The following is a 24,847-nucleotide window of genomic DNA, read 5'->3' on the forward strand; positions in this document are numbered from 1 at the left end:
AGCGTTGCCGCGGGCCCGGCGGGCTCAGCTTCCCGCTCGGAGCCGCTGGTCCCCAGGCCCCCTCACTCCGGGCTCCAGCTCCACCACCCGTGCTCCCTCCGCTTCGAAGCACTCGCGCATCCACGGGTGGCAGGTGAAGGCGATGATCTGGTGGTGCTCGGACAGACGGGACAGCAGGCTCAACGTGCTCCGCGTCCGCTCCAGGTCGAAGTTCACCAGGATGTCGTCCACGATGAGCGGCAGCGCTCCTCGCGTCTCCCCGAAGTCCTGGATGACCGCCAGCCGGAACGCCAGGTAGAGCTGCTCCCGCGTTCCTCTCGACAGCTGCTCCGCGCTCCAGTCCCTCCGCGCATCGCTCACCCGCAGCTCGCGCTTGCCTCCCGCCGGGAGGAACACCCGCCGGTACCGGCCCGCCGTGAGCGCCGCGAAGTGCTCCGAGGCCAGCTGGATGACCCGCGGCTGCTGCTCCTCCTCGAAGCGCCGCCTCGCCCGCGCCAGCAGCGCCAGCCCCAGCCGATCCGTCGCGTACCGCGTCGCCAGCTCCGCCGCCCTCGCCCTCAGCCGCTCCTCCTCGATGCGCAGCGCCGCCAGCTCCTCGTCCTTCTCCCAGCGCTCGAGCTGGCTCAGCGTGGCGCCATACCCGGTGTGCAGCACCTTGAGGTGCTCGGCGCACGCGGGCTCCTGCATCCGCAACTGCGCCAGCTTCTCCTTCAGCCGCTCCTCGCCCCCCGCCGCCAGGATCGCCTCCCGCGCCGCGGGCTCCTCCAGCCCCGTGGCGGCCTCGATGCGCCACGTCAGCTCGCGCTCGCGCCGGGTGAGCGCCTCGAAGTGCTCCGCCTGCCGCGCCCGCTGGCGGAACGTCTCCTCCGTGTCGCAGCCGCCCCGGGCCAGCAGCGCCACCAGGGCCTGCTCCTCGGACTCCCGGAGCCGCGAGAACCTCGCCCTGTCCCCGGCCCACTCGTCCGCGCGCGCCCGCAGCGTCCGTGCCTCCGCGTCCCGGGCCTTCAGTTCGTCCAATGCCGAGGCCACCCGGGCGGCCACCGCCTCCACTGGCCCCAACGGAAGCCCCGCCTCCCGGGCCTCCTCGAGCAGCCGCGAGACGGCCGCGTCACAGGCCGCTTCGTCCGCGGCCAGGGCCCGCTCGTCCGCGCCCAGGTCCGCCAGCCGCTGCCGCTGCTCGGCCGCGTCGCGCCACAACGCCAACGCCCGCTGCGGAGAGAGGCCCGTGGGAAAGCCCCGCGCCTCCAGCAGCCCGGCCAGCTCCGCCCGCAGCGCCCGCACCTGCGCGTCCGCCCGCCGCCCCGCCAGCTCCGCCGCCTGCGCCTCGCGAACCACCCCGTCCCGCTCCGCCTCGCGCGCCTCCCGCTCGCGCCCGAGGTGCTCCACCCGCTCGGCCTGCCGCAGGGCCTCCGCCAGCGCCGCGTCCGCTCCGGCGAGCCCGGCCGTGGACGCCTCGGGCGTTACACCCGCCTCGCTCGTGGCCGCCACCAGCTCCCGCTCCAGCCCCAGCAGCCGTCCCATCAGGGTGTCCAGCGCCGACTGCAGCCGGGCCAGCTCCTGCGCTCGCTGCTGCTGGCGCGCGGCATGGGCCTCCACGTTCCGCTGGTGGCTCCTCACCGAGCGCACGTAGCCAAGCACCAGCGGCACGATGAGCAGCAGCGCGAAGAGCAGGGCCATGGCGCCCTCCTTCGCGCCCGCGTGGAGCGCCAGCACGCCCACCCCCACCATCGCCACGCCCGCGCCGAGCAGCACCAGCCAGGGCGCGGGGGCCGCTCCGGGCTCCGGCTCGGCCTGGGCGCGCAGGGCCTGGAGCCGCTGCTGTTGCTCGGCCCGCTGCGCCGAGACCTGGTCCCGCTCCACGCGCAGCAGCCGTGAACGGCTCAGCGCCGCCTGCCGCTGGCGCAGCTCCGCCGCGGACACGTCCGGCAGCTTCGTGCGCTCCGCCTGCAGCCGCGCCAGCGAGGCCTCGATGCGCTCCCGCTCCACGCGGGCCCGCCCGAACGCCACCTCCGCCTCGCGCCGCTCCGCCTCCGCCTTCGCCAGCCGATCCGCCAGGGACTCCAGCGTGCCTCGTGCCGCCGCGCCCAGCTCCAGCGCCAGCAGGCCCGCCGCGTCCACCTCCAACCCCAGTCCCCCCAGCGCCTGCTCCACCTCGCGGCGCCTCGCCTCGAGTGCCGCACGGCGGCCCGGCAACGCCCGCAGCAGCTCGGCCCTCGCGGTGAAGGCCCCCAGCGCCAGGCGCAGCCCCTCCTCCCGCTCCCGCACGGACCAGGCCGCCGACAGCCGGGCCAGCTCGGCCCCGCCCGTGGACAACAGCTCCTCCACTCGGGCCTGCTCGGCCCGGGCCTTCGTCAGTCTCTGGAGCAGCTCCTCCAGCCGCGACTCCCCTCCCGGTGGGAAGGCCGACAGGTCCGGCAGCGCGGCCAGCTCCCCCCTCAGCCTCGCCAGCTCCCCCAGCTCTCCGAGCGCCGCCTCCAGCCGGGACAGCCGCCCCAGCTCCCGCGAAATCTGCTCCTGGCGGGCCTCCGCCTCCTCCTGCTGCCGGCCCAGGGACGCCAGGCGCTCGCGCTCCTCGAAGTACTTCTCCGGCCGGTCCTTCAGCGCGTCCAGCTTCCCCCGCACCTCCTCCAGCTGCCGGAGCACCTGGTTGAGCTCGGGGTTCTTCCCGCTCACCTTGAAGAGCTCGCCGGCACGCTTCTCCAGGTGCTTCTCCACCTCGGGCAACCTGCGCGCGCCCCGCAGCCCGGCGGCGAAGAGCGCCCGGGAGACCCCATCCTCCTCCACCAGCTGCTCGAAGCTGGACAGCTCGTCCAGGCTGAAGGCGAACACCTCGCAGAACAGCTCCCGCGACACGTGCGCCAGCGCCTCGTCCAGCCGCGAGGCGAGCAGCTCGTGCCCCTCCGGGCTGAACACCGTCACCGCCGCCTTCCCCTTCCTGTCCGCCACGCGGCGCACCACCAGCGGGCCCGCCCCCGAGCTCACGCACAGCTCGCCCCCGAAGGCCCCCGCCTCCGGCTCGTACCGGGACTCCGAGCGGCCCCGCTTCTCGAAGCCGAACAACATGCCGCGGAGGAACGCGAGCAGCGTGCTCTTGCCCGCCTCGTTCGGCCCGTACAGTAGGTTGAGGCCCGGCCCCAGCTCCAGCTCGTAGCCGGAGAAGTGGCCGAAGCCGTGCACCTTCAACACGTCGATGCGCAGAGGCCCGCTCACGCCGCGTCCTCCTCGTGCAGCTGCTCCACCACGTGCCATCCCGCCTGCTCCACCAGCTCCGGCCGCGGCTTCTCCAGGGCGTCCACGCCCAGCCGCCGCAAGCGCTGGGCCAGCGCGCGCAGCTCCGCGTCCTCCGCCCACAACGCCGCCAGCGCCTCCGGCTGGGCCACCAGCGCCTCGGCCTCGGCCAGCAGCGTCCCGGAGAAGCCTCCCGCCAGGCGCACCGTCTCGAGCTCCAACTCGGGCCGGCTCGCGTCGCGCAGGGACTCCAGCAGCACCGGCGGGTGGCGCAGGGCGAGCTGCTCGCGCAGGTCCGCTTCCAGCTGGCCGAGCGCCTCCGGCCGGGACAGCTCGCGGTGCAGCGGCCCCCGGCCCGTGAGCGTGAGGCGCACCGCGTGGCCGTCCAGCTCGTCCGGACAGCTCGCGTCCACCTGCTCCGTCACCGCCGCCACCAGCCCATCCAACGAGCCGAGCCCCGAGAGCCCGACTTCCAGCCGGTGCCAGCGCACCGTGTCCACGGGGACGAAGCGGCGCCGCGTACTCCCCTCGTCCACCTCCACCAGCATGCAGCCGCGCTCGCCCGGCTCGTTCACGTGCCGCCCCTGCGGGTTGCCCGGGTACACGGCCACCGCGCCTCCCGCGAGCGGGTACTCGGCGCGCGTGTGCACGTGGCCCAGTGCCCAGTAGTCCAGGCCCCGCGCGGCCAGCTCCTCCACCGTACAGGGCGCGTAGTTGGCGTGCCCCTCCACTCCGCCCAGGTTCGCGTGCAGCAGCCCCACCGTGAAGTCCGGCGCCGTCCGGCGGAAGCGCGCCGACAGGTTCTCGCGCATCTCCGCCTCCGGATAGGAGACGCCCTGTACCCGGCACAGCACCCGCCCCTCGCGGCGCACCTCCACCTCCTCCCAGTCCGCGCCGAACACCTTCACCGAGTCTGGCAGCCCCAGCGCTCCCGTGTCCCCGCTCAGCGGATCATGGTTGCCGTGAACGATGAAGGTCTGGATGCCCGCCATGTGCAGCCGGTCCAGCTCGCGCCGCAGCGCCAGCCGCGCACGCACCGAGCGGTCCTTCGCATCGAAGAGGTCCCCCGCCAGCAGCAGGAAGGCCACGTGCTCGCGCAGGCACACGTCCACGATGCGGGAGAAGGCCCGGAAGGTGGCCTGCTGGAAGGTGCCTGTCAGTCCCGAGTCCGCGGGCACGCCGCGGAAGGGAGTATCCAGGTGCAGATCGGCGGCATGGACGAACTTGAAGCGCATCGCGGCTGAGCACAGTAGCCGCCCTGGAGGCGCGCACCAGATTCACTCCGGGCGGGGCCCTCGGCTCCGGAGGCTCCGACTGCCCCGTTTCACTTGTCACCGGTGACAAGTGGAATGGACCCGCCCCGTTTCACTTGTCACCGGTGACAAGTGGAATGGACCCGCCCCGTTTCACTGGTCACCGGTGACGAGTGGAATGCTCCGTGCGTCCTTGAAGCGCATACCAGAAACCCGAGTTCCGGACCCCGCCTGGATTCCCGAGGGGGTTTTCAGGAGTTCACCCGGCTGTCACGTCCCCGGGACGAACGGGCCACGCGCCTCCAGGCCACCAACTTGCGACGAAGTGTCAGCCAGTGGAAGGCTTCGCCCGCTTTCCTCCTCCGCCCCTGGAGTCTCGATGCCCCCCATCCCTTCCTGGCCGAGCCGGCTCGTCCTGGCTCTGCTCGCGCTCCAGCTCGCGAGCGCGTGTGACCCGAATCCCCCGCCGACTCCGACGCCCTCGGATACGTCGCCTCCGTCCACCCGGGCCACCCCGCAGGGAGGAACCTTCAAGGCGAACGTCTCCGTGACGCTGCTCTGCGAGGACGGCACGGGCAGCGGCTGCGACGCCACGTACTACACCACCGACGGCTCCGCGCCCTCCGCGACCTCGCCGCGCTACTCGGCCCCGGTGGTGCTCACCCAGAACACCACGCTGAAGTTCTTCTCCAAGGACAAGGCGGGCAACGCGGAGAGCGCCCAGAGCCTCACCTTCGTGGTGGACACGGCGGCGCCCGCCACCACCGCCACCCCAGCGGGCGGCCTGTACAACGGCCCCCAGAGCGTCGTGCTCGCGTGCGATGACGGCACGGGCACCGGCTGCTCGGCCACGCACTACACCACCGACGGCTCCGAGCCCACCACGGCCTCGCCGCGCTACACTGCGGCCCTTTCCATCGACGCCACCACCACGCTGAAGTTCTTCTCCGTGGACACCGCCGGCAACGCCGAGGCCGTGCACACCGAGGTCTACACCCTCGACACCGTGGCCCCCGCCACCACCGCCACCCCGGTGGGCGGCCTGTACAACGCATCCCAGAGCGTCGTGCTCGCGTGCGATGACGGCGCGGGCAGCGGCTGCGCGGCCACGCACTACACCACCGACGGCTCCGAGCCCACCACGGCCTCGCCGCGCTACACCGCGGCCCTTTCCATCGACGCCACCACCACGCTGAAGTTCTTCTCCGTGGACACCGCCGGCAACGCCGAGGCCGTGCACACCAAGGTCTACACCCTCGACACCGTGGCCCCCGCCACCACCGCCACCCCGGCGCCGGGAAGGTACGACGAGGCCCAGAACGTGTCCCTGGCCTGCAACGACGGCACGGGCAGCGGCTGCGCGGCCACCTACTTCACCCTCGATGGCTCCGAGCCCACCACGGGCTCGCCGCGCTACACCGCGGCCCTCACCATCGACGCCAACACCACGCTGAAGTTCTTCTCCACGGACACGGCCGGCAACGCCGAGGCCGTGAAGACGGCGGACTACGTCATCAACACGTCGATCCCCACGGTGTCCGCCTCGCCCGCGGGCGGCCTGTTCCGCACCGAGCAGAGCGTCACCCTCACCTGCAACCCCGGCGCCACGGGCGGCACCTGCGTCGCCATCTACTACACCACCGACGGCTCCACGCCCTCCACGAGCTCGGCCACGTACTCCACGCCCATCACCGTGGACGTGACCACCACCCTCAAGTTCTTCGCGGAGAACTCGGTGGGCAACGCGAGCTCCATCCACACGGAGACGTACCGGATCGACAAGGGCGTGCCCACGACGACGGCCATCCCCTCGGGCCGCGCGTACAAGGACACGCAGTCCGTCACGCTGCTGTGCGAGGACGGCACGGGCAGCGGCTGCACCGCCACGTACTACACCGTGGATGGCAGCACGCCCACGAGCGCCTCCAGCAAGTACTCCGCCCCCATCTCCATCTCCGCCAACACCACGCTGAAGTTCTTCTCCGTGGACGCGGCGGGCAATGAGGAGACCGTGCGGACCGAGTCGTACATCATCGACGCGGTGAAGCCCACGGTCGCTGCGGCCCCCGCGGGCGGCTTCTACAACAGCTCGCGCGACGTCACCCTCACCTGCACCGACAACGCCTCGGGCAGCGGGTGCGACACCATCCACTACACCACCGACGGCAGCACGCCGGACACGGCCTCGACCACGTACACCGCGCCGGTCACTCTCTCCGCCGACACCACGCTCAAGTTCGTGGCGGTGGACAAGGTCGGCAACGTGAGCACCGTGCAGACGGAGGTGTACACCTTCGACACGGATGCGCCCACCACCACCGCCACCCCGGCGGGTGGCACGTACCGCACCAGGCAGAACATCACCCTGGCCTGCGCCGACACCGGCCCCAGCGGGTGCGCGGCCACGTACTACACGCTCGACGGCAGCACGCCGACCACGAGCTCCACGCGCTACACCGCCGCCATCTCCCTCTCCGCCGACACCACGCTGAAGTTCTTCTCCGTGGACAAGGCCGGCAACGAGGAGACCGCGCGGACCGAGACGTACGTCATCGATCTCGACCTCACGGCGCCCACCACCACCGTCAGCCCGACGGGCGGCTTCTATAACGCCGCCGAGCTGAGCGTCTCCCTGTTCTGCGCCGACACTGGTGGCATCGGCTGCGCGGACACGTACTACACGCTCGACGGCAGCACGCCGACCAGGAGTTCGACGCGTTACACCGGCCCCATCACCCTCTCCGGCTATGTCATGCTGAGGTTCTTCTCCGTGGACAAGGCCGACAACGCGGAGACCCCGGGTAGCGAGCCGTACACCATCTCCACCCCGGCCAACACCTCGGCGCAGATCGCCACCGTCCGCTCCCGGACGAACGGGACCATCAACGATCCCATCAACGGGGCGCTCGTCACCTACACGAAGCCGCTCACCGGTACCACCGCCTCAGATCCCGCGGGCTTCTTCCTCCAGTCGGAGAAGAACGGTCCGGCGCTCTTCGTCGCGGTCGATCCCACGGCCTTCGGCATCGAGGTGGGCGACCACGTGAGACTCCGCGCCACCGAGAAGAAGACCCTGTCGAGCGGGGTGGCTTACATCTCCAAGTTCGATAGCTGGGTCATCTACAAGTCGAGGGAGCCGGTGGAGCCCCTCCTCAACGACGTGAGCAACGTCGATCTCGTGACCAATCTGAACGACTACGAGAGCGAGCTCATCTCCATCACCGGCACCGTGGCCGGCCCCTTCGCCGCGGCTGGCACGGGCAACGTCTCGGCGAACTTCGTGACCCTGGGCAACCCCGCCAACGATGGCAAGGTCAAGCTGCGCCTGACCACCGCGGTGGCGGACGCACGCGAAGTGACGCAGGACTGCGTCGTCACCACACAGGCGCCGCTGTGGCGGTTCACTGCCGAGGCCCAGCCCTCCGCCTGGGCCACCAGCGACCTCACCGTCCTGTCGTGCCCCGGCCCCAAGGTGACGAGCGCCTCGGTGACCAGCCCCACGAGCGTGACGATGAGCTTCGACCGGACGATCGATACGGCCAGCGTGCTCGCCAATGGCAGCCAGTTCACCTTCGACAAGGGTCTGGTGGCCTCGGCTGCTACCGTCTCGGGCCGCCAGGTCCAGCTCACCACCTCCACGCAGGTGCCGGGCACGGTCTACAAGGTGACGGTGGCCTCCAGCGTGAAGGACACCCGGGGCAGCGGCGTCGATGCGGTGGCCAACAACGCCACCTTCACCGGGTTCATCACGCCCGCCCAGCTGATGCTCACCGAGATCGCCCCCGGTATCCTCAACGGTAAGGATCTGGTGGAGTTGCTCGTGGTGAAGGGCGGGAGCGTGGACAAGTTCACCCTGATGCAGGGCGCGAGCACCATCCTCGCCACCTTCCCGAATGTCGTAGTGGCCACGGGTGACATCATCGTCGTCCACCTCAGGCCCGCCACGGCTCCCGCCGATGCGCCCAGCTCCGAGACCACCAGCAAGAGCGAGTTCGCCAATAGTTCCTACAGCGCCAACTACGACAGCGCCTGGGACTTCCTCGGGACCACCGCCGAGATTGGTTACTCCCAGCGCGTGCTGCGCGTGCGCGACGCCACGAATGCTACTCAGGATGGCGCGTCCTTCTACCGGGGAGGTGGTACCCCTCCCTCTGACTTCGAGACGCAACTGAAGTCGCTCCAGGACGAGGGGCAGTGGTTGCCGGTCAACTGCGGTGGAGCCCCCTGCAGCACCACCAGTACTCCCACCGCGGGCCAGGTGTCCGTCGACTGGGCGGGCCTCCCGACCACCAAGGACAATACGGTCCGCCGTGTCGTCGCGGCGGACAACAACCTCGCCAGTGACTGGGCCGTGGGCGCCTCCTCGTTCGGGTCGCACACCCCGTAGTCCGTAGGACTCACGAGGGAGGGGCCGGTCACTCCGGCTCCTCCCTCGTTCCCGGGGAAGACCCTCACCCCAGCCCTCTCCCAAAGGGAGAGGGAGCCGCCGGTACCTCCGGGTCATCTCAACGCCCGCGCGATGGCTGGAACGTGCGCCACACCTCGTAGGTGTACTCGTCTCCGCGGACGTATCGCAGGTCGCCGTGATGCACGGCAACTCCGGTGGCCGTCGCCATGACGGGCCCCAGTTCCTGCACAAGCCTCGCGAGCACCTCTCGCGCCTGCTCCCCCTTCAGCTCATGCGCGCGCAGCAGGACGTGGAAGGGCTCCTCCATGCGAGGCTCCCCCATCCGGTGCTTGCGCGAAACGTTGAGCTCGACGGCGCCTCGTTCGAGGAACGAGATGCCCCACTCGTAGACGTTCTCCGCGTCGAACTCGAAAGGCGGCACGTTCAGCGCCTCCTGCAGCACCACACAGAGCGCCTCGAGGGTGAGCGGCGCCGTGAGCCACAGCGCCTCGCGGATCGGCGGAGTCCAGGTCTTGTCGTTGTCCATGCGGCCCTGGACGGAGTGGAGCGGTCGTCCCTGATACGGTGGGAGAGACAGCCGGAAGCGGAGACGGGCGGCTCCCGGGTCCACTCCTCTTCACGGATGGGAATACGGGGACGGATACCCTCACCCCGACCCTCTCCCGAGGGGAGAGGGAGGAGTTGGCGGGGTGGAGTTGGCGGGGTGGAGTTGGCGGGGTGGAGTTGGCGGGGTGGAGTTGGCGGGATGGTTGGGTGACTCAGCGCCTCGGCTGGCGTCTCGCGGCGATTCCGTTCGCCAGGGCCACCTGCTGCTTCCAATGGCCATACAGCCGGCCCTGTGAGGCCAGCCGGTCCAGTTCCTTCTGTGTCTCCTCATCCACCGAGCCCGGCGGTGCATCCCGGTACGGCGTCCCCGGCAGCGGCATGAACGTGTGCCCGTGCACCTTCGCCCCCAGCTCCGACAGCCGCCGCATCAGCGTCAGCGTCGCCCTCACGTCCTCCGGCGCCTCTCCCGGCAGCCCGAGGATGAAGTCCACGTTCGGCACGAAGCCCGCCTCCACCGCCAGGCTCGCCGCCCTCACCACCGTCTCCACGTCGTGCCCCCGGTGGCTCGCCTGCAGAATCCGCTCGCTCCCGGACTGGCCTCCGATGATGAGGTTGTCGTTGTCCACGTAGCGCTTGAGCAGCGCCAGCGCCTCGGGCGTCACGTGCTCCGGCCTCACCTCCGAGGGGAAGGTCCCGTAGAACACCCGCCCCCCGGGGCTCATCGCCTCGCGCACCGCCGCCAACATCCGCTCGAGCGCCTCCAGGTTCACCGACTCGTCCGCCGTGCCGTATGACATGGACGTCGGCGTGATGAAGCGCACGTCCCGCTTCCCCGCCTCCCTCAGCACCCGCGTCCACCGCGCGATGTTCTCCACGCTCCGGTGCCGGAACCTCGCCTTGTTCAAGAAGGGCGTCTGGCAGAACCGGCACGCGTAGATGCAGCCCCGGGTGATCTCGATGGCCCCGAACATCCGGTGTCTCGCCGCGAACGGCGGGTACGTGTCCAGCACCACGCCCTCCCCTCGCCCCTGCGACACCAGCTTCCCGTCCGCCAGCCTCGACATTCCCCGCGTCTGCTTCGGGTCCTCACCGCGCACCAGCCGGCCGAGCAGCTCCAGCAACACGGGCTCGCCCTCGCCCACCGCCACCAGGTCGAAGCCCCCTCGCAGCGTCTGCTCCGTCTCCGCAGTGGCGTGCACCCCGCCCGCGATGCACAGCACCTCGCGGCCCTCCAGCCGCTCCCGCAGCCAGGCCAGCTCCTCCACCGCTCCGGGGAAGCTCGCCGAGTAGAACGACCACGCCACCACCACCCGGTACCCCGCGTCGTGGCACTCGCGCACCGCGGCCAGCAGCGACTCCCGGTCTCTCGGGAAGCGCAGGGCCACGTCCTGCCCCACCGCGTCCGCCTCCACCGCCCCCGCCAGCACGGTGAGCGCGTACTTGCCCGGGTACTGGTAGCTCAGGACCAGCGCGACCTTGTTCTTCGACGCCATCTCTCCTGCAAACCAACATGGCCCCCCCGCGTCAAGGGGCCGCCCGCCCGCTCCCCGGCGGAGGGCTCGCTCAGTTGCGCGGCCGGGTCAGCGGCGGGCGGGCTCCTGCAAAGCCCATCACCCCCGGCACCAGCCCCGAGGACAGGCCCAGGGCCTCCCCGGTACCGCTCCGCCGCGGCGAGCCGGACCTGGCCTGCACCCCCGGCAGGCCCCGTCCTCCCCGGGTGACACGCTCCGCCTCAAGCACCTCGGCTAGCAGACGGCGGTACCCCTCCAGCCCGAAGGCGCGCAGTTGGGCGTGGAGGGCCAGCGCGCCCGGGGCCTCCAGCGAGCGCAGGCCCACCGGCCGCAGCTCCGCGCCGTTGGCGAGCAGGAAGAGGCCCGCGGGGAACGAGGCCCCTCCCAACCCCCGGAAGTCCAGGCCCACCGAGTCCGCCAGGTGCAGGTGCCGTAGCCGCGTGCGCAGCGGCGCGAGCGCCTCCAGCACCGGGGGCCCGAAGCCGAGCGGGTTGCCCTGGAAGTCATAGTCGTTGAAGACGCAGTGGAGGCCGCCCCACGCCGCGTCCGCGTGCAGGTGCACGGGCCGCAGTCCGTACAGCGTGGTGATGCCGTCCACCACCTCGCGCAGCTCCCTCACGTCATCCAGCGCGGAGGAGCCCTCGACCCCGGCGGAGGCCACCACGTAGAGCGGCACATCCCCGCCCGAGGCGATGGCCAGCAGCTTCGCGCGCAGGTCCGTGGTGTCCATCGCGCCGTCCTCGCGCGTCCTCACGCGGATGAGGTGGTACCCCCCCAGCCCCGTGGTCTCCACCGCCTCGAGCAGGGCGTCCTCCGAGGCCTCCGAGGCGAAGCAGTAGAGGTTGCGCGGCACGCCCTTCCTCCGGGCCTCCGGCGCATGCTTCGCGATGGCCACGCGCAGCCCCGCCAGCACCGCCGCACGCGCGCTCGTCACGACACGGCCCCCGCTCCGCGCCTCGTCGTAGCCCACCACCCGCGACACCATTGCGGCCACGCGCGACTCCGCCTCGTCCACCCGCAGGCCCTCCTCGTGCCGTTCCTCCCCGCCGCTCGCGAGCAGCGTGGCCACCGCCCCGAGCACCCCGGGCAGGCTCGGAGCGGATGCCGGGCCCCGCCTCAGCTGCCGCAACTGCTCCACTACCGACTCCAGGCTCTCTCCCCGCACGGGCAGCTCGCGGGGCTCCACCCGGTGCCCGTCATCCAGCGGGCGGGCCCGCTGCCACGCCTCCGCCGGCTCCACGGGCGCGACGAGCCGCTCCAGGAGGCTCTGCGGTATGTGCCGCTGCTCCGGGGGACTGCCCTCGGAGGAAAACAAGCGCTCCAGCGCGGAGATGGACGAGCTCATGGTGCAGAACCCAAAGGGCACACGCCTCCCGCACGAGCCATGTGACTCCGTGCCCGTCCAGGAGAGTCCCTGAAAGAATGGAATGCGCGGCGCATGTACCGGCCGGGCGCGCGCCTGTCGAGTGACGAATGACTGACGCGGATCGGCTCGCCTCTCCACGCCGCGTTGCCTGGATACAATGGGCCACACTTCCGGGGAGAGACCCACATGGCGGAGCAGAAGCGGCGGAACAGCGCCGCGTCGCTACGGGGCGGAGGTCTCCACGGCCAGCCGCAGCTCGCGGAACAGCCGCGCCAGGTCCTTTGGCCGGTAGTGGGCATTGAGCCCGCTCGGGTTGGGGAGCACCCAGACGCGCGCACCGCCCAGCGTCCGCGGCTGGGGCCCCAGCGAGGCCTGGGGGTGTCCGAAGGCCGTGCGCCAGGCGCCGATTCCCAGCACCGCCAAGCACCGGGGCTGGTAGCGCCGCACCTTCGCCTCCAGCCGCCGCCCGCCCTCGGCGAGCTCCTCCGCCGTCAGCACGTCCGCGGAGACGGTGGCCCGTTCCACCACGTTGGTGATGCCGTAGCCGAGCGTGAGCAGCTCCTCCTGCTCGGAGGGGGCCAGCAGGCGCTCCGTGAAGCCCGAGGCCTGCAGCGCCGGCCAGAAGCGGTTGCCCGGCCGCGCGAAGTGGTAGCCCACCACGGCCGAGTACACGCTGGGGTTGATGCCGCAGAAGAGAATCCGCAGCCCGGGCGCGATGAGGTCCGGCATGTGGCGCCCCACCGCGGCGAGTAGCTCGTCCTTCGTGGGCCTGCGAGTCATGGGGCCGCGAGGTGACTTCAGACGTTCCTCCCTGGGGCTGAACCTATACCGTCCGCCTCGCGCCGGCATCCCCTCCGGATGGTGCAGCGGTGGACGGCAGCCCCTCGCGGGCCCCCTCCCCTGGCTGGCGGGCGGCTACAGTCCTCCCATGCGCTCCCTCGATATGAAGGACGGGCCCATCGCCTCCGTGTTGATCGCCGACGAGCTCGCCTCGTCCCAGAGTGACAGCCTGGACGTGGTGGTCCGACTGAAGGACGGCCGGCGCTTCGGCCTCACCCTCTTCACCCTCGAGCACCTGCGGCGCCAGCTCGACCAGGCGCTCTGCTTCGTCACGCCCCGGATGCTCCTCGTGCGCAACCTCTCCGACGAGGCCATCCTCGACGCGGTGCGCTCGGCCATGAGCCAGGACTTCGAGCGGCTCGGCGTGCTGCAGCCGCTCATCAACCAATAGGCCCCCGGCCGCGGCTCACGCCTCCTGGGCGAGCGCCGCGAGCTGCTCCCAGACCGCGCGCACGTGCCGCTCCTCGGTGCGTGCGGAGCCGATGGCCATGCGCAAAACGTAGCGCGCGGGCGCTCCGTCCACCCCGGGCAGCACCGTGTGCGTGAGGAAGGCCTTGCCGCCCGCGTTCAGCCGCTCCAGCAACTGGCGGTTGCGCGCATCCGTGGCCGCGGGCGCCTCGCCGGGAGCCGGGCGCAACCGGAAGCACACCAGGGCCAGCGAGCGCGGCGTGGCCAGCTCGAAGCGCCCGTCCGCCGCCACCCAGGAGGCGAACAGCTCCGCCTGCCGCACGTGCTCGCGGATGTAGGCGCGCAGTCCCTTGGCGCCATAGTGGCGCAGCACGAACCACAGCTTCAGCGCGCGGAAGCGGCGGCCGAGCGGCACCTGCCAGTCCCGGTAGTCGATGACGGCGCCGCTCGCGGTGGCCGCGTTGCGCAGGTACTCGGGCATGACGCTCAGCGCGTCCAGCAGGGCCTTGCGCTCGCGCGTGTAGAAGGCGTTGCAGTCGAAGTTGGTGAGCAGCCACTTGTGCGGGTTGAAGGCGAAGGAGTCCACCGCCTCCAGGCCCTCCAGCATGGCGCGGTGCTCGGGGCAGACGAGCGCCGAGCCCGCCCACGCCGCGTCCACGTGCAGCCAGCCGCCCGCGGCGGTGACGCCCGTGCGCTCGAGCACCTCGGCGATGGCGCCCACCGGATCCATGGCGCCCGAGGAGGTGGTACCCAGCGACGCGCACACGAAGAAGGGCTGGCGCCCGGCGGCCACGTCCTCGCGGATGGCCTGCTCCAGCACCTCGGGGCGCAGCGCGTAGGCGCCGTCCGTGCCGAGCTGGCGAAGGTGCACGTCGTCCGACACGCCGCGCACCACGCCGCACAGCATGGCCGCCTTCAACACGGACGAGTGCGCCTGCGTGGAGGTATAGGCCACCAGCTCCGGCTCCTTGCCGAGCGTGCGCCGCACCCGCTCGCGCGCGGCGACCATGGCCACCAGGGTGGCCTCGCTGGCGGTGCCCTGGATGACGCCGCCGCCAGTGCCCGAGTCCGAGCGGAACGAGGCCGGCAGCCCCGTCAGCTCGGCGAGCCAGTCCAGCACGCGCGTCTCCATCTCGGTGGCGGCGGGGCTGGTGGACCAGAGCATGCCCTGCACGCCCAGGCCCGCGGACAGCAGTTCGCCGAGCACCGCGGGCCCCGAGGCGTTGGCGGGGAAGTAGGCGAAGAAGGACGGCGACTGCCAGTGCGTGAGGCCGGGCAGCACCACCTGCTCCAGGTCCTTGAAGACGGCCTCCCAGCCCGCCTCGCCGCCCAGGCCCTCCTCGGGCGGGTGCGCGGGGAGCTTCGCCATCACCTCGCCCGGAGCCACCGCCGAGCGCACCGGGAAGGACTCCAGCCGGGCCCAGTAGTCGGCGATCCAGTCCACCATCCGGTGGCCCAGCTTCCGGAACTCCTCGGGGCTCAGGTGGGGCACCGCCCCTTCACGCGCGTCGCTCATCTCGGGTCTCCTCTCCGGGTGGCCCTCTCATACGACGGCCCCTCCGGCACGGGTAGCGCCGAGTGGCGCCCGACGACCCTCACCCCCCGCCCTCTCCCAGAGGGAGAGGGAGCATGCGCAACCCGGCTATCGGCGACGGGCGCGCCGCAGCAGGCCGCCGAGCCCCAGCAGCCCCACCATCCAGAGCGGCCCGCCCGCGCTCGAGCAGCCAACGCGCGGAGGCTCCTCCTCCAGCGTCGGAGGCGTGGCACCGGTATCCGGCAACGGAGAGGTGGGGACGATGGGCGGCGTTTCAGCGTCCGGCTCGCCGCTGCCCGCATCCGGTCCTGGCACCGGCGTGCCCGCGTCCGGCGCTCCCGCGTCCGGCGTCCCCGCGTCCGGCGGGGGCTGGGTCACCGGCGGCAGCACGTCCTCCAGCCGCGTCCCCTGGACGAAACCGTCGTGGTACACGACGCCCATCGGCAGCACGGTGTCGCTGCGGTACAGGCCCAGCTTCAGGTAGATGCCGTCGCCCGCGTACATCGTGGCGTGCGCGTACCGTGACAGCACGCGCTGGCCGTTGTGCCACAGCTCGATGAAGCCCACGGCCGGGTCGGACGACCACTTCACGTGCAGGATGAAGTCCTGCCACTGCCCACGCACCAGCGCCGTCTTCCACGGCGTCACGCTGTCGGTGAGCGTGAGGCGGATCTCCTCGCCATAGACGAAGAACTCCACCGGCGGCGAGCCGCAGCACCCGTCGTGGTGCCACTGCGTGAAGACCTGCCACGTCTTCACGCTCGGGTAGTCCTGCGGGAACAGCACCTGCCAGCGGTAGTAGTACTCCGAGCCCTCCTTCTCGTAACCCTGGTAGACGAGCTCGTTGCGGTTGCCGCTGGAGTTGATGGGGTCATCCCCCTGCTTCACCGTGGCCTTGAGCGCGTAGCGGCCCTGGTACACCGGGGACGAGACGACCTGGAGCCGATCCGCGCTCACCAGCTGGGCGCGTGTGTACTGGGAGGTGTTGCCCGTCTCGAAGTCCCCCCGCCACACGACACCGGCCCACGCCAGTCCCGGCATCAGGATGGCGAGCAGTGAAACCAGGATTGCTCTCAAGGCGCCCTCGCTAATGTTTGACAGCCAACGACGAGGGCCACGGTCCCACGTTTCTCCTTTATTTCAAGCGGCTGTTATTTCTTTTGCCTTGACAGCAATGCAGGCATTCAGACGAGCGTCTGCCCCTCGGAAACCGCCTTCCCCGAGGTGGAAGGAATTGAGCGAACCGGGCAGCCAGCCGGTCAGGCAGTGAGCTCGACGCGGCGCGTCGAAGCGGGAGGACAGACGAGCGGCTGACGGGATGGCCGGGTGGTGTATGGTGCCCCCCCTCTGCGGTCCCCCCTCCGAGGGGTGATCCGGGTACTCCCATGCTCGTCCTGCGCGATGTCCAGAAGACCGACCTGCCCGGCCTGAAGCGGCTCGCCGCGGTGCTCAACACCGTCAACCTGCCCAACAACGAGGAGACGCTCGAGGCCATCATCGACAAGTCCGTGAAGAGCTTCGCGGGCAAGGTGAAGAACCCCTTCGATCGCGAGTACCTCTTCGTCCTGGAGGACGTGCGCAACGAGCTCATCATCGGCACGTCGATGATCATCGCGCAGCACGGCACCTACGAGGCGCCGCACACCTACTACGACGTCTCCGAGCGCGAGCACTACTCGGCCACCATCGGCCGGCACTTCCGGCACAAGGTGCTGTCCATCGGCTACAACTACGAGGGCCCCACGGAGATTGGCGGCCTGGTGGTGGATCCGCCCTACCGCGCCACGCCGGACAAGCCCGGCAAGCAGCTGTCCTACGTGCGCTTCCTCTTCATGGCCATGCACAAGCGGCTCTTCCGCCCGCGGGTGCTCGCCGAGCTGTTGCCGCCGCTGCTGCCCGACGGGCGCAGCCTGCTGTGGGAGGCGTGCGGCAAGAAGTTCACCGGCCTCACCTACCACGAGGCGGACCGCCTCAGCCGGCAGAACAAGGAGTTCATCAAGGAGCTGTTCCCCAACTCGGACATCTACGCCTCGCTCTTCCCCGAGCGCGTGCAGAAGGTGCTCGGCGAGGTGGGGCCCAACACCAAGGGCGTGCAGCGGATGCTGGAGCGCGTGGGCTTCCGCTACGTGGAGCGGATTGATCCCTTCGACGGGGGCCCGCACTTCGAGGCCAACCTCTCGGACATCACCCTGGTGCGCCGCTACCGCTCGCTGAAGCTGGCCGAGCAGGACTTCGACATGGAAGGCGATGACGTGCTGGTGTCCTACGAGCGCGAGTCGGGCCGCAACCGCTTCCGCTCGGTGCGCACCACGGCGCGGCTGGACGACAAGAACGCCTACCTGCCGGCGAAGGCCAAGGAGCTGCTGGAGGCTCCCGCGGGCGCGAAGCTGTCCGTCATTCCCTTCGACTAGGGCTGGCGCACCACGCGGTGCTCGCCGCGCAGCAGCGCCAGCCACCGCTCCCCGGCTTCCACCGAAGGGCCTCCGGGCTCGGCCAGGGCGAGCGGCAGGTGGGTCTCCCGGGTGACGGGGTCCAACGAGGTGGGGTCCAGATCCAGCGTGCCGCCCCCCGCGAGCCCCACGCGCACCCAGGCATGGGGCCGGGCGGGGCCACCCTCCACGACGAGCAGCCCGTGCACCAGCGCCACCCGCTGGCCCCGGGCCGCCGCCCCCGCCGCGAAGCGCAGCGCATGGGCCAGACACCCGCCCGCCTCGCCCTCGCCCCGCTCGCTCCAGTCCGCGGCCCCCGGGCCCTTCTCCGGAAAGGCCGCGTGCACCGCCTCCGCGAGCGCCCGCGCCTCCCCCGCCCGCCAGTCCGTCAGCCAGCCAGGCCGGACCGCGAGCGGCCACGCGGGTGAGAAGGCGAGTGGGCCGGACGCCCCCTCCACCGGGAGTCCCTCGGCGAACAGCTCCGGTGGCGGCCTCAGCCGCACGCCCGGTGCCACCGCGGAGAAGCGCGACTCCCCCACCTCCAACGCCGCCATCCGCCCGCGCTCGTCATAGCGCGCGCTGAAGGGCTGGCCGAACATCGTGCCCTCCACCCGGTCTCCCCGCACGGCGGTGACACAGTGGGGCCCTTCGCGCCCGGACAGCTCCTCCCGCCCCGTCACACAGCCGGGCGCACGCGGGCCACGCCACAACCACAGCGCCTGCGGGATGCTCGAGCGCCCCACCACCGTCTCCCCCTGTGCCACCTCCAGGGAGACCTCCCGCACCCGCTCGCCCACGTGCTCGCCGCGGGTGTGCAGGTGGCGCGAGGTATAGGTGAAGCGCTTCACTTCAGGTGAGAGGGAGAGGGTGACGGTGCCCACCGGCACGCCCCTCCAGGCGAAGACGTAGCGAGCGGTCTCCTCCGCGGGGGAAGCTGGCGAGGTTCCCCCCGCTGGCAGGGCGAGCAGGAGAGCGGGGACGAGCGCGAGCATGCCCCCAGTCTGCGCCGTTTTGAGGACCCCGGCGAGAATGCGCGCTACGGTGGGCCTCCGTTCTCTCATGGCCGCCAAAAAGTACCTCTTCACTTTCATGGTCGTCGGGGGGCTCACGCTCGCCCTCAGCCTGGGCACCCTCCTCAAGCTCTTCACCGGCCACCCCGACAACTGGGTCGGCTGGGCCGTGCTGCTCGGATTCACCCCGCTGCTGCTGCTGGCGGCCAGCTACTTGTTCTGGTTCAGGTGGGCCGTCGAGCGCGCCCAGGAGCGCACCCAGCTGCTCACCCGGCTCGCCGAGGGAGACCTCACCCATGACACCTACAGCGGCATGGGCGAGGAGCGCGAGGTGCGCCGGCTCATGTTCTCCCTGCGCCGCGCGCTCAGCCAGGTGCAGCGGGTCACGAGCAACGTGCGCCGCACCTGCCAGGGTGTGTCCGAGGAGGTGCGGGTGCTGCTGGACGCCGCGCGCCGTCAGGGCGGAGCCGTGGAGCGCTCGCAGGAGTCGGTGAACAGCATGGGGCAGAGCCTCCACGCCGCGGGCAAGCGCGTGGCCCAGCTGGAGAGCTTCGCCCAGGAGACAAACAGCTCGCTGGTGGAGATGACGGAGCGGCTCGGGCAGGTGGCCGAGGCGCTGCTCTCGCTGGACGAGTTCTCGCACCGCACCACGCAGCAGGTGCAGGCCATGAGCGAGCGGCTGCACCACATCGCCTCCTCGGGTGACGAGCTGGCGCGCTTCGCCAGCGAGGCCGAGGCCTTCGTGCAGGTGGTGCACACGGGCATCGATGCGGTGCGCCACCGCGCCTCGGAGACCAACCAGCTGGCCCACGCGGTGACGGCCACCGCCGAGCGCGGCGAGGTGCTCGTCAACGACTGCGTCCAGGGCATGTACCGGGTGGAGGAGACGGTCCGCAAAGCGGCCGGGCTGGTGGACTCGCTCGGCGTGCGCTCCACGCAGATCGGCCGCATCGTCGACGTCATCCAGGAGATCGCGGACCAGACGAACCTGCTGGCGCTCAACGCGGCCATCATCGCCGCCCAGGCCGGTGAGCAGGGCCGGCCCTTCGGCGTGGTGGCCGATGAGATACGCAGCCTCGCCGAGCGCACCGCGCGCTCCACGCGGGAGATCGCCACCATGGTGGGCGGTATCCGCCGCGAGGTGGACACGACGGTGTCGCTGGTGAAGGAGGGCCGGGAGCAGGCCAGCGCGGGCGTGCAACTGGGAGACCGGGCGGCCGAGGCGCTGATGGAGATACGAACCATCACCCAGCGCACCTTCTCGGCGGTGGAGGCCACGCTGACCGAGACGAAGCGGCTGGAGGCGCAGGGCTCGACGGTGGTGGAGGCCAGCCACCGGGTGGCGCGGCGCGTGGACGACGTGACGCGGGCGGCCATGGAGCAGGCGGGGCACGGGCGCGAGCTCGTGCACCAGACGCAGCAGATGGCGAAGCTGGCGCAGGAGGCCTCGCAGAAGGCGGAGGGCCAGGCGCGCACGGGCAGGGACCTGTCCGCTGCGGTGGTGAAGCTGAGCACGGCCATCGAGGAGATCCGCGCGGCACACGGCGTGCTGATGCGCGGGGACACGGCCATCGGCGAGGAGGTGGCGCGGGTGCGCGAGGACGCGCTCCAGGTCATCCGCATCGGCGACGGGCTGAGCCGCACGGTGGAGCAGCTGGCGCACGAGGCGGCCAGCCTGGATGGTGAGGTGTTCCGCTTCCGGCTCCCGGCCCCGAAGGCGGGCGGCACGGTGCGCGCGGGCATCCACCAGACGGCCTTCGTGCGGGCCCTGGGCGGGTTGGATCCCCTCTTCGCGGTGGACAACCAACTGCTGGAGATGACCTGCTGCGTCTTCTCCAACATGGTGCGGCTGGACGACGGCGTGCTGGTGCCGGACCTGGCCGAGCGCTGGGAGGCAGACCCCTCGGCGCGCCGTTACCGCTTCTACCTGCGCCAGGGCGTCACCTTCCACGATGGGATGCCCCTGACGGCGCGCGACGTGAAGCGCCACTTCGAGCGGCTGTTGGATCCCGCGGTGAAGTCGCCGGACCGCACCCTGCTGGAGGACGTGGAGGGTGCCCGGGCCTTCGCGGCGGGCCAGACGCGCGAGGTGACGGGCATCGAGGTGCTGGATGACCAGACGCTGGAGATCCGGCTGGAGGAGCCCAAGGCCTTCTTCCTGCAACTGATGGCGCTGCCGCGCGCGGCGGTGGCCCGGGTGACGTCGAGCGGACAGGTGATCGGCACGGGCCCCTTCCGGCAGGTGGGCTTCGATTCCAGCCTCATCACGCTCGAGCGCAACCCCACCTACTGGCGCAGGGAGCTGCCGATGCTGGAGCGGCTCGAGTTCCACCTGCTGGACTCCCGCGAGCAGGCAGTGCTCGCGCTGCAGGAGGGCAAGGTGGACCTCGTCTCGCACCTGTTCGCCCAGCACGTGGAGTCGCTCGAGCTGGACGGGCAGCAGGTGGTCACCAGCACCTCACCCACCACGTCGTTCCTCGGCTTCAACCTGCGCGAGGCGCCGTACAACGACGTGCGGGTGCGCAAGGCCCTCCGGGCGGGCATGGACTTCCAGGGGCTGGTGGACCGCTTCCACAAGGGGGCTCGCATCGCGCGCACGATGACGCCGCCGGAGCTGCTGGATGACGAGGGCGTGCTGCCCGAGCCGCGCCTGGACATCCACCTGGCCGAACGTCTGCTGCGCGAGGCCGGGGTGCGGGTGCTGCCACTGACGCTCTACCAGGCGAAGGGCCGCGACACGTCGGCCGAGGACGCCGTGCTCTTCCGGCCCCTGATGGAGGCGGGGCTGTTGGAGCTCAAGCACGTGGAGCTGAGCGCGGAAGAGTTCGCGGAGCGGCGGCGCGAGGGACGGCTGCCGGCCTTCCGGGTGGGGTGGATCGCCGACTTCCCGGACCCGGACAACTTCCTCTACTTCCACCTCAACTCGAAGGCGCAGACCGTCTACTCGATGGGCTACCGCAACGTGGAGTTCGACAAGCTCACGGCGGAGGCCCGCGTCACCGTCGACCCGGAGCGGCGCAAGCAGCTCTACCGGCAGGCGGAGCGGATTGCCCACGACGAGTGCCCCGTCATCCCCATCTTCCACCACCGTGTGCACGCGGCGGCGAGCGGGCTGGTGCAGGGGCTGCGGCTGCACCAGGCGCCCCCGCAGGTGCGCTTCGAGGACCTGTGGATGGAGCAGCAGGAGCAGCAGCTGGCGCGGAAGAACTGAGCCTCAGGGGCGCGCGCGCCGCGAGCCGGAGACGCCGGGCCCCTGGGACCACCCGCGCGTCTCCGCCGTGATGAACGGCGCGAGGTCGAACGCCTCCAGCCGCCAGGTGCCCTCCCGCTCGAGGGCGACGTAGACGAAGTGCCCCGCGTACGTGGCCCCCACCACGCGGGGAGTCCCGGGCAGCGGGCACATCATCAACCGCTCGCCCTCCGCGAAGACCTGGAGGTGAGCCCGCGTCTCCGCACCGAGCCGCATGCTCGTCACGGCGCTCACCGCGCCGCCCTGGACCAGCGCGGCCTCGTGCAGCACCCCGGGAGCCTCGTCCGGCAACAGGGGCACCTCCCAGCGGACCGCGCCCGCCCGCGCGTCGAACGCACGCAGCAGCACGCCCTCCTCCGCTGGAGCGCAGGCCGTGCCATCCGTGCGCGGACAGGTCCGGGCGAAGGCGTAACCGGTGTCGTCCAGCAACAGCACGGGCTCGTCGAGCGGCCGGACTCCTGGTGCACTCGCGTCCCACCGCGCCAGGGCGGGCAGTCCCCCATCCACGCCCACGAAGGCCCGCGTCCCCGCGAAGAGCCGGTCCCCCGCCACCGCCAGCGAGGCCCCCGACTCCGGCACCTCCGCGAGCAGCGGGACGGACTGGAAGCCCGTGCCCCCATCTTCTGGCCCGGCGTGCACCAGCGGCCCCCCCGCGGCGAAGAGGAACACCTCTCCGCGCGAGTCCAGCGCCACCCGCGCCTCTCCCGCGAAGCCGACGTCTTCCAAGGCCCCCTGGCGCGACACGCCGCCATCCGGGGCGAGCATCACGAGCGCCGCCGCGCTGCCGCCATCCCCCGCTTCCGGCGGTGTCCACGACACGAGCGACAGCACTTCCCCCTCGGGCCCGAGCGCGACACGCCCCGCGCCCGTGGAGGGCACGAGCCCCTCCGCACCCGGCGGCGCCTCGAGGCTCGCGAGGGGAACGCGCCACTGGAGAGCACCCGTCACCGAGGACGCATAGGACTCGAGCGCCCCCGGCTCGTGCAGCACCACGCCCGCGTCCGAGACGGCGAGCAGCACGCGCGCCGTCCCCTCCGGATAGGGCGTCTCGAAGCGCAGGAAACCCTCGCTCGTGTAGGACACCAGCCGGCAGCCCGCATCACCGCCACACACCGACGCGTAGAGGGCCTCGCCGTGCGTGAGCAGCACCGGCCCACCGGGTGAGAACGAGGGCTCGCCGCCCAGCTCCTGGGCGAAGGCGGGGGCCAATTCCTCCACGGGCGGACGCGCGCACTCGCCGGCACGGCAGTGGCCCTCGCCCTGGCAGGGCGTGGCGGGCGCGCAGAGGAACCCCTCGGGGGTGGGGACCTCCCGGCAGGTGCCGGAGAAGCACAACCGCGCGGTGACACAGTCCACCTTGCCGCAGACGACGAGGTCCGGGGCATCCACCTCGGCGCACCCCCGCTCGCGGTCGCACACGCCCACGCGGCAGGGGTTGCTCGGCGCGGGGCAGACCACCGGCGAGGTGATGCAGCCCTGGTCCGGAGCGCACGCATCCCCGGTGCAGGGGTTGCCGTCGTCACACGTGCGCGGCGAGCCCACGCAGGCTCCGGCCTGGCAGCGGCCGTTCTCCTGGCACCGGCTGCTGGGGATGCACGCCGCTCCGTCCGGAGCCTCCGTCTCCACGCACACTCCCGTCTCCAATTCGAAGCGAGACTGGCGGCACGGCGCCGAGGGCAGGCACGCCAACGGCCGCACGCCCTCGCCCCGCAGGGCCACCTCCACCGTGCGCCCTCCGGCGGACAGCACCAGCGTGCCCTCCGCGGGACCATTTCCCGCCGCGAACAGCACCTCCAGCGACACCGAGCCGGCACCGGGGACGGACACCTGGCTCTCGGCGAGGGAGAAGGGGCCGCTGCGCACCAAGGCGGAGACGGTGACGCTGGCGCGGCCCGTGCCCACCACCGTCACCGGGCGGCGCGCCGTGTCACCCTCGAGCACCCGGCCGAAGTCGAGCTCCCGCCGCTCCACGTCGAAGTCCCCCCGGCTCCCGCCCACGGGTGGCTCGTCACACCGGCAACCGCCAGCGAGCACGAAGGCCACGAGGAGCATCAACCACGGGTGGGAGCGGAGCATGACCGCCACTTGATCGCGGCTCTGCGCGTACGCTCAACGGCTCCCGCTGGGGACGGATGGATGAACAACAATTTGGCCCATCCCTCGGGCGATGGACCTGGCTCAACTTGGCGCTTCATCCAGGATGCGCTGGGCGCCTCCCACCCAAGCTCAACCCGTGAACGATGACTTCATGCCAGCCGATGGCCAAAGAAGTACCGTTCACCGGCGCCGTACCGCGCACGCTCGGGACTGTCGAGGAAGTCCTCGATGATGGCCGCTGCGGAGAGCGGCTGGAGCACTTCGTTCTGATAGAAGCCGGAGCAGTCGACGCCAGTCCAAGCCTCGAATTTGTGACGCATCTCTTCGTGGAACTGCTTGTCCCTGAGGTCGTCCAACATCCGCTGGCAGATATTGTCGATGCCCACGACATTGCCGCGAAAGAGCACCACGTCGTCTGTACCCAGAAGTCCCTTCAGTTCTTCGTATCGGCTCCTGGCCACGCGACAATAGGCTTCAGCCTCTTCGTCATCATCCTCTGTCGGAAAGTCATTGAGCACTCCGGGCTTCTTTTCCATCAACCGGCTCAGCCACTCCGCGATGGTCCAAGCGTCTTCACTAAAATGGTACTTCCGGTATTGCTCAATCAAGACGGGAACAGTGGACAGACTGCCCCAGTAACAGAGCACCTCTGCGTATGCGAGCCGCATGACGGAGTCGCTGCACGCAGGCAGGATCTCGTCACGGACTCGGGCCAGTGTTTTCGAATCTCCGGCATCGCCCAGGAGAGCAACGTCATCGCCCCTGCGTACCCAATCATCCGCGGCAGCCACTCGCGCCGGGAGTTCTGGCATCCGACGAAAGTCTCCCTTCTTGGCTGCCGCGACAAGCATATCCAAATCCAACCACTTTTGATAGTCAGGCAGACCGTGGTCATCCTCCGTCAACGGGTAGGCATGATAGCCTTTGACCGTCCAACGCCGTCTCTTGATGATGGTGTCTGGCATGG

At 71.1% G+C, this 24,847-nt stretch carries 15 protein-coding genes; 4 read left to right on the plus strand and 11 right to left on the minus strand.

Going from position 1 to position 24,847, the window contains the following annotated elements; translation table 11 throughout:
* Positions 1–24: 24 nt before the first annotated feature.
* Positions 25–3,210 carry an AAA family ATPase gene (locus NR798_RS40735; protein WP_375767982.1) on the minus strand — a complete coding sequence of 1,062 codons (3,186 nt, stop codon included), beginning with the start codon at positions 3,208–3,210 and terminating at the stop codon, positions 25–27.
* Positions 3,207–4,463: an exonuclease SbcCD subunit D gene (locus NR798_RS40740; protein ID WP_375767983.1), complete on the minus strand. Its 1,257-nt coding sequence runs from the start codon at positions 4,461–4,463 to the stop codon at positions 3,207–3,209. Before NR798_RS40740 ends, NR798_RS40735 begins: the two co-directional genes overlap by 4 nt.
* Positions 4,464–4,860: 397 nt before the next feature.
* Here NR798_RS40740 and NR798_RS40745 point away from each other — a divergent pair, with 397 nt between their 5' ends.
* Positions 4,861–8,868: a chitobiase/beta-hexosaminidase C-terminal domain-containing protein gene (locus tag NR798_RS40745; RefSeq protein WP_375767984.1), complete on the plus strand. Its 4,008-nt coding sequence runs from the start codon at positions 4,861–4,863 to the stop codon at positions 8,866–8,868.
* A gap of 118 nt (positions 8,869–8,986) precedes the next feature.
* Here NR798_RS40745 and NR798_RS40750 read toward each other — a convergent pair whose 3' ends face one another.
* From NR798_RS40750 to mug, 4 genes are all read right to left on the minus strand, one after another.
* On the minus strand, positions 8,987–9,415 hold the full coding sequence (locus NR798_RS40750; protein ID WP_375767985.1) for a hypothetical protein: 429 nt from the start codon (positions 9,413–9,415) through the stop codon (positions 8,987–8,989).
* Between the two features lie 232 nt (positions 9,416–9,647).
* Entirely contained in the window at positions 9,648–10,928 is a 1,281-nt protein-coding gene (locus NR798_RS40755) for a TIGR04013 family B12-binding domain/radical SAM domain-containing protein (RefSeq protein WP_375767986.1), read from the minus strand.
* Positions 10,929–10,998: 70 nt separating this feature from the next.
* The gene (locus NR798_RS40760) at positions 10,999–12,291 is read right to left on the minus strand and encodes a pyridoxal-dependent decarboxylase (protein ID WP_375767987.1); all 1,293 of its coding nucleotides are present in this window, start codon (positions 12,289–12,291) and stop codon (positions 10,999–11,001) included.
* Between the two features lie 243 nt (positions 12,292–12,534).
* A complete protein-coding gene (mug, locus tag NR798_RS40765) occupies positions 12,535–13,041 on the minus strand; it encodes a G/U mismatch-specific DNA glycosylase (RefSeq protein ID WP_375773902.1) in 507 nt (168 codons plus the stop codon).
* A gap of 199 nt (positions 13,042–13,240) precedes the next feature.
* Between mug and NR798_RS40770 the strand changes: the two genes are divergently transcribed.
* Entirely contained in the window at positions 13,241–13,543 is a 303-nt protein-coding gene (locus NR798_RS40770) for a hypothetical protein (protein ID WP_375767988.1), read from the plus strand.
* A gap of 15 nt (positions 13,544–13,558) precedes the next feature.
* On the opposite strand, the gene NR798_RS40775 is transcribed toward NR798_RS40770, so the two are convergent.
* Both NR798_RS40775 and NR798_RS40780 read right to left on the minus strand, forming a co-directional pair.
* Positions 13,559–15,076 carry a pyridoxal-dependent decarboxylase gene (locus NR798_RS40775; protein WP_375767989.1) on the minus strand — a complete coding sequence of 506 codons (1,518 nt, stop codon included), beginning with the start codon at positions 15,074–15,076 and terminating at the stop codon, positions 13,559–13,561.
* 126 nt (positions 15,077–15,202) lie between these two features.
* The gene (locus tag NR798_RS40780; protein WP_375773903.1) at positions 15,203–16,135 is read right to left on the minus strand and encodes a heparin lyase I family protein; all 933 of its coding nucleotides are present in this window, start codon (positions 16,133–16,135) and stop codon (positions 15,203–15,205) included.
* 344 nt (positions 16,136–16,479) lie between these two features.
* On the opposite strand from NR798_RS40780, the gene NR798_RS40785 reads away from it, so the two are divergent.
* Entirely contained in the window at positions 16,480–17,505 is a 1,026-nt protein-coding gene (locus NR798_RS40785) for an arginine N-succinyltransferase (protein WP_375767990.1), read from the plus strand.
* Here the strand turns inward: NR798_RS40785 and NR798_RS40790 are convergent.
* Positions 17,502–18,515: a transglutaminase domain-containing protein gene (locus tag NR798_RS40790; protein WP_375767991.1), complete on the minus strand. Its 1,014-nt coding sequence runs from the start codon at positions 18,513–18,515 to the stop codon at positions 17,502–17,504. The genes NR798_RS40785 and NR798_RS40790 overlap by 4 nt on opposite strands.
* Before the next feature lie 67 nt (positions 18,516–18,582).
* On the opposite strand from NR798_RS40790, the gene NR798_RS40795 reads away from it, so the two are divergent.
* A complete protein-coding gene (locus NR798_RS40795; RefSeq protein ID WP_375767992.1) occupies positions 18,583–21,744 on the plus strand; it encodes an ABC transporter substrate-binding protein in 3,162 nt (1,053 codons plus the stop codon).
* Between the two features lie 3 nt (positions 21,745–21,747).
* On the opposite strand, the gene NR798_RS40800 is transcribed toward NR798_RS40795, so the two are convergent.
* Complete coding sequence (locus tag NR798_RS40800; RefSeq protein WP_375767993.1) at positions 21,748–23,859, minus strand: hypothetical protein; 2,112 nt, start codon at positions 23,857–23,859, stop codon at positions 21,748–21,750.
* Between the two features lie 170 nt (positions 23,860–24,029).
* The gene (locus tag NR798_RS40805) at positions 24,030–24,845 is read right to left on the minus strand and encodes a hypothetical protein (protein WP_375767994.1); all 816 of its coding nucleotides are present in this window, start codon (positions 24,843–24,845) and stop codon (positions 24,030–24,032) included.
* Positions 24,846–24,847: the final 2 nt, after the last annotated feature.

The sequence above is a fragment of the Archangium gephyra genome (assembly GCF_042230915.1).
In the GTDB taxonomy this organism is placed as follows: domain Bacteria; phylum Myxococcota; class Myxococcia; order Myxococcales; family Myxococcaceae; genus Archangium; species Archangium gephyra_B.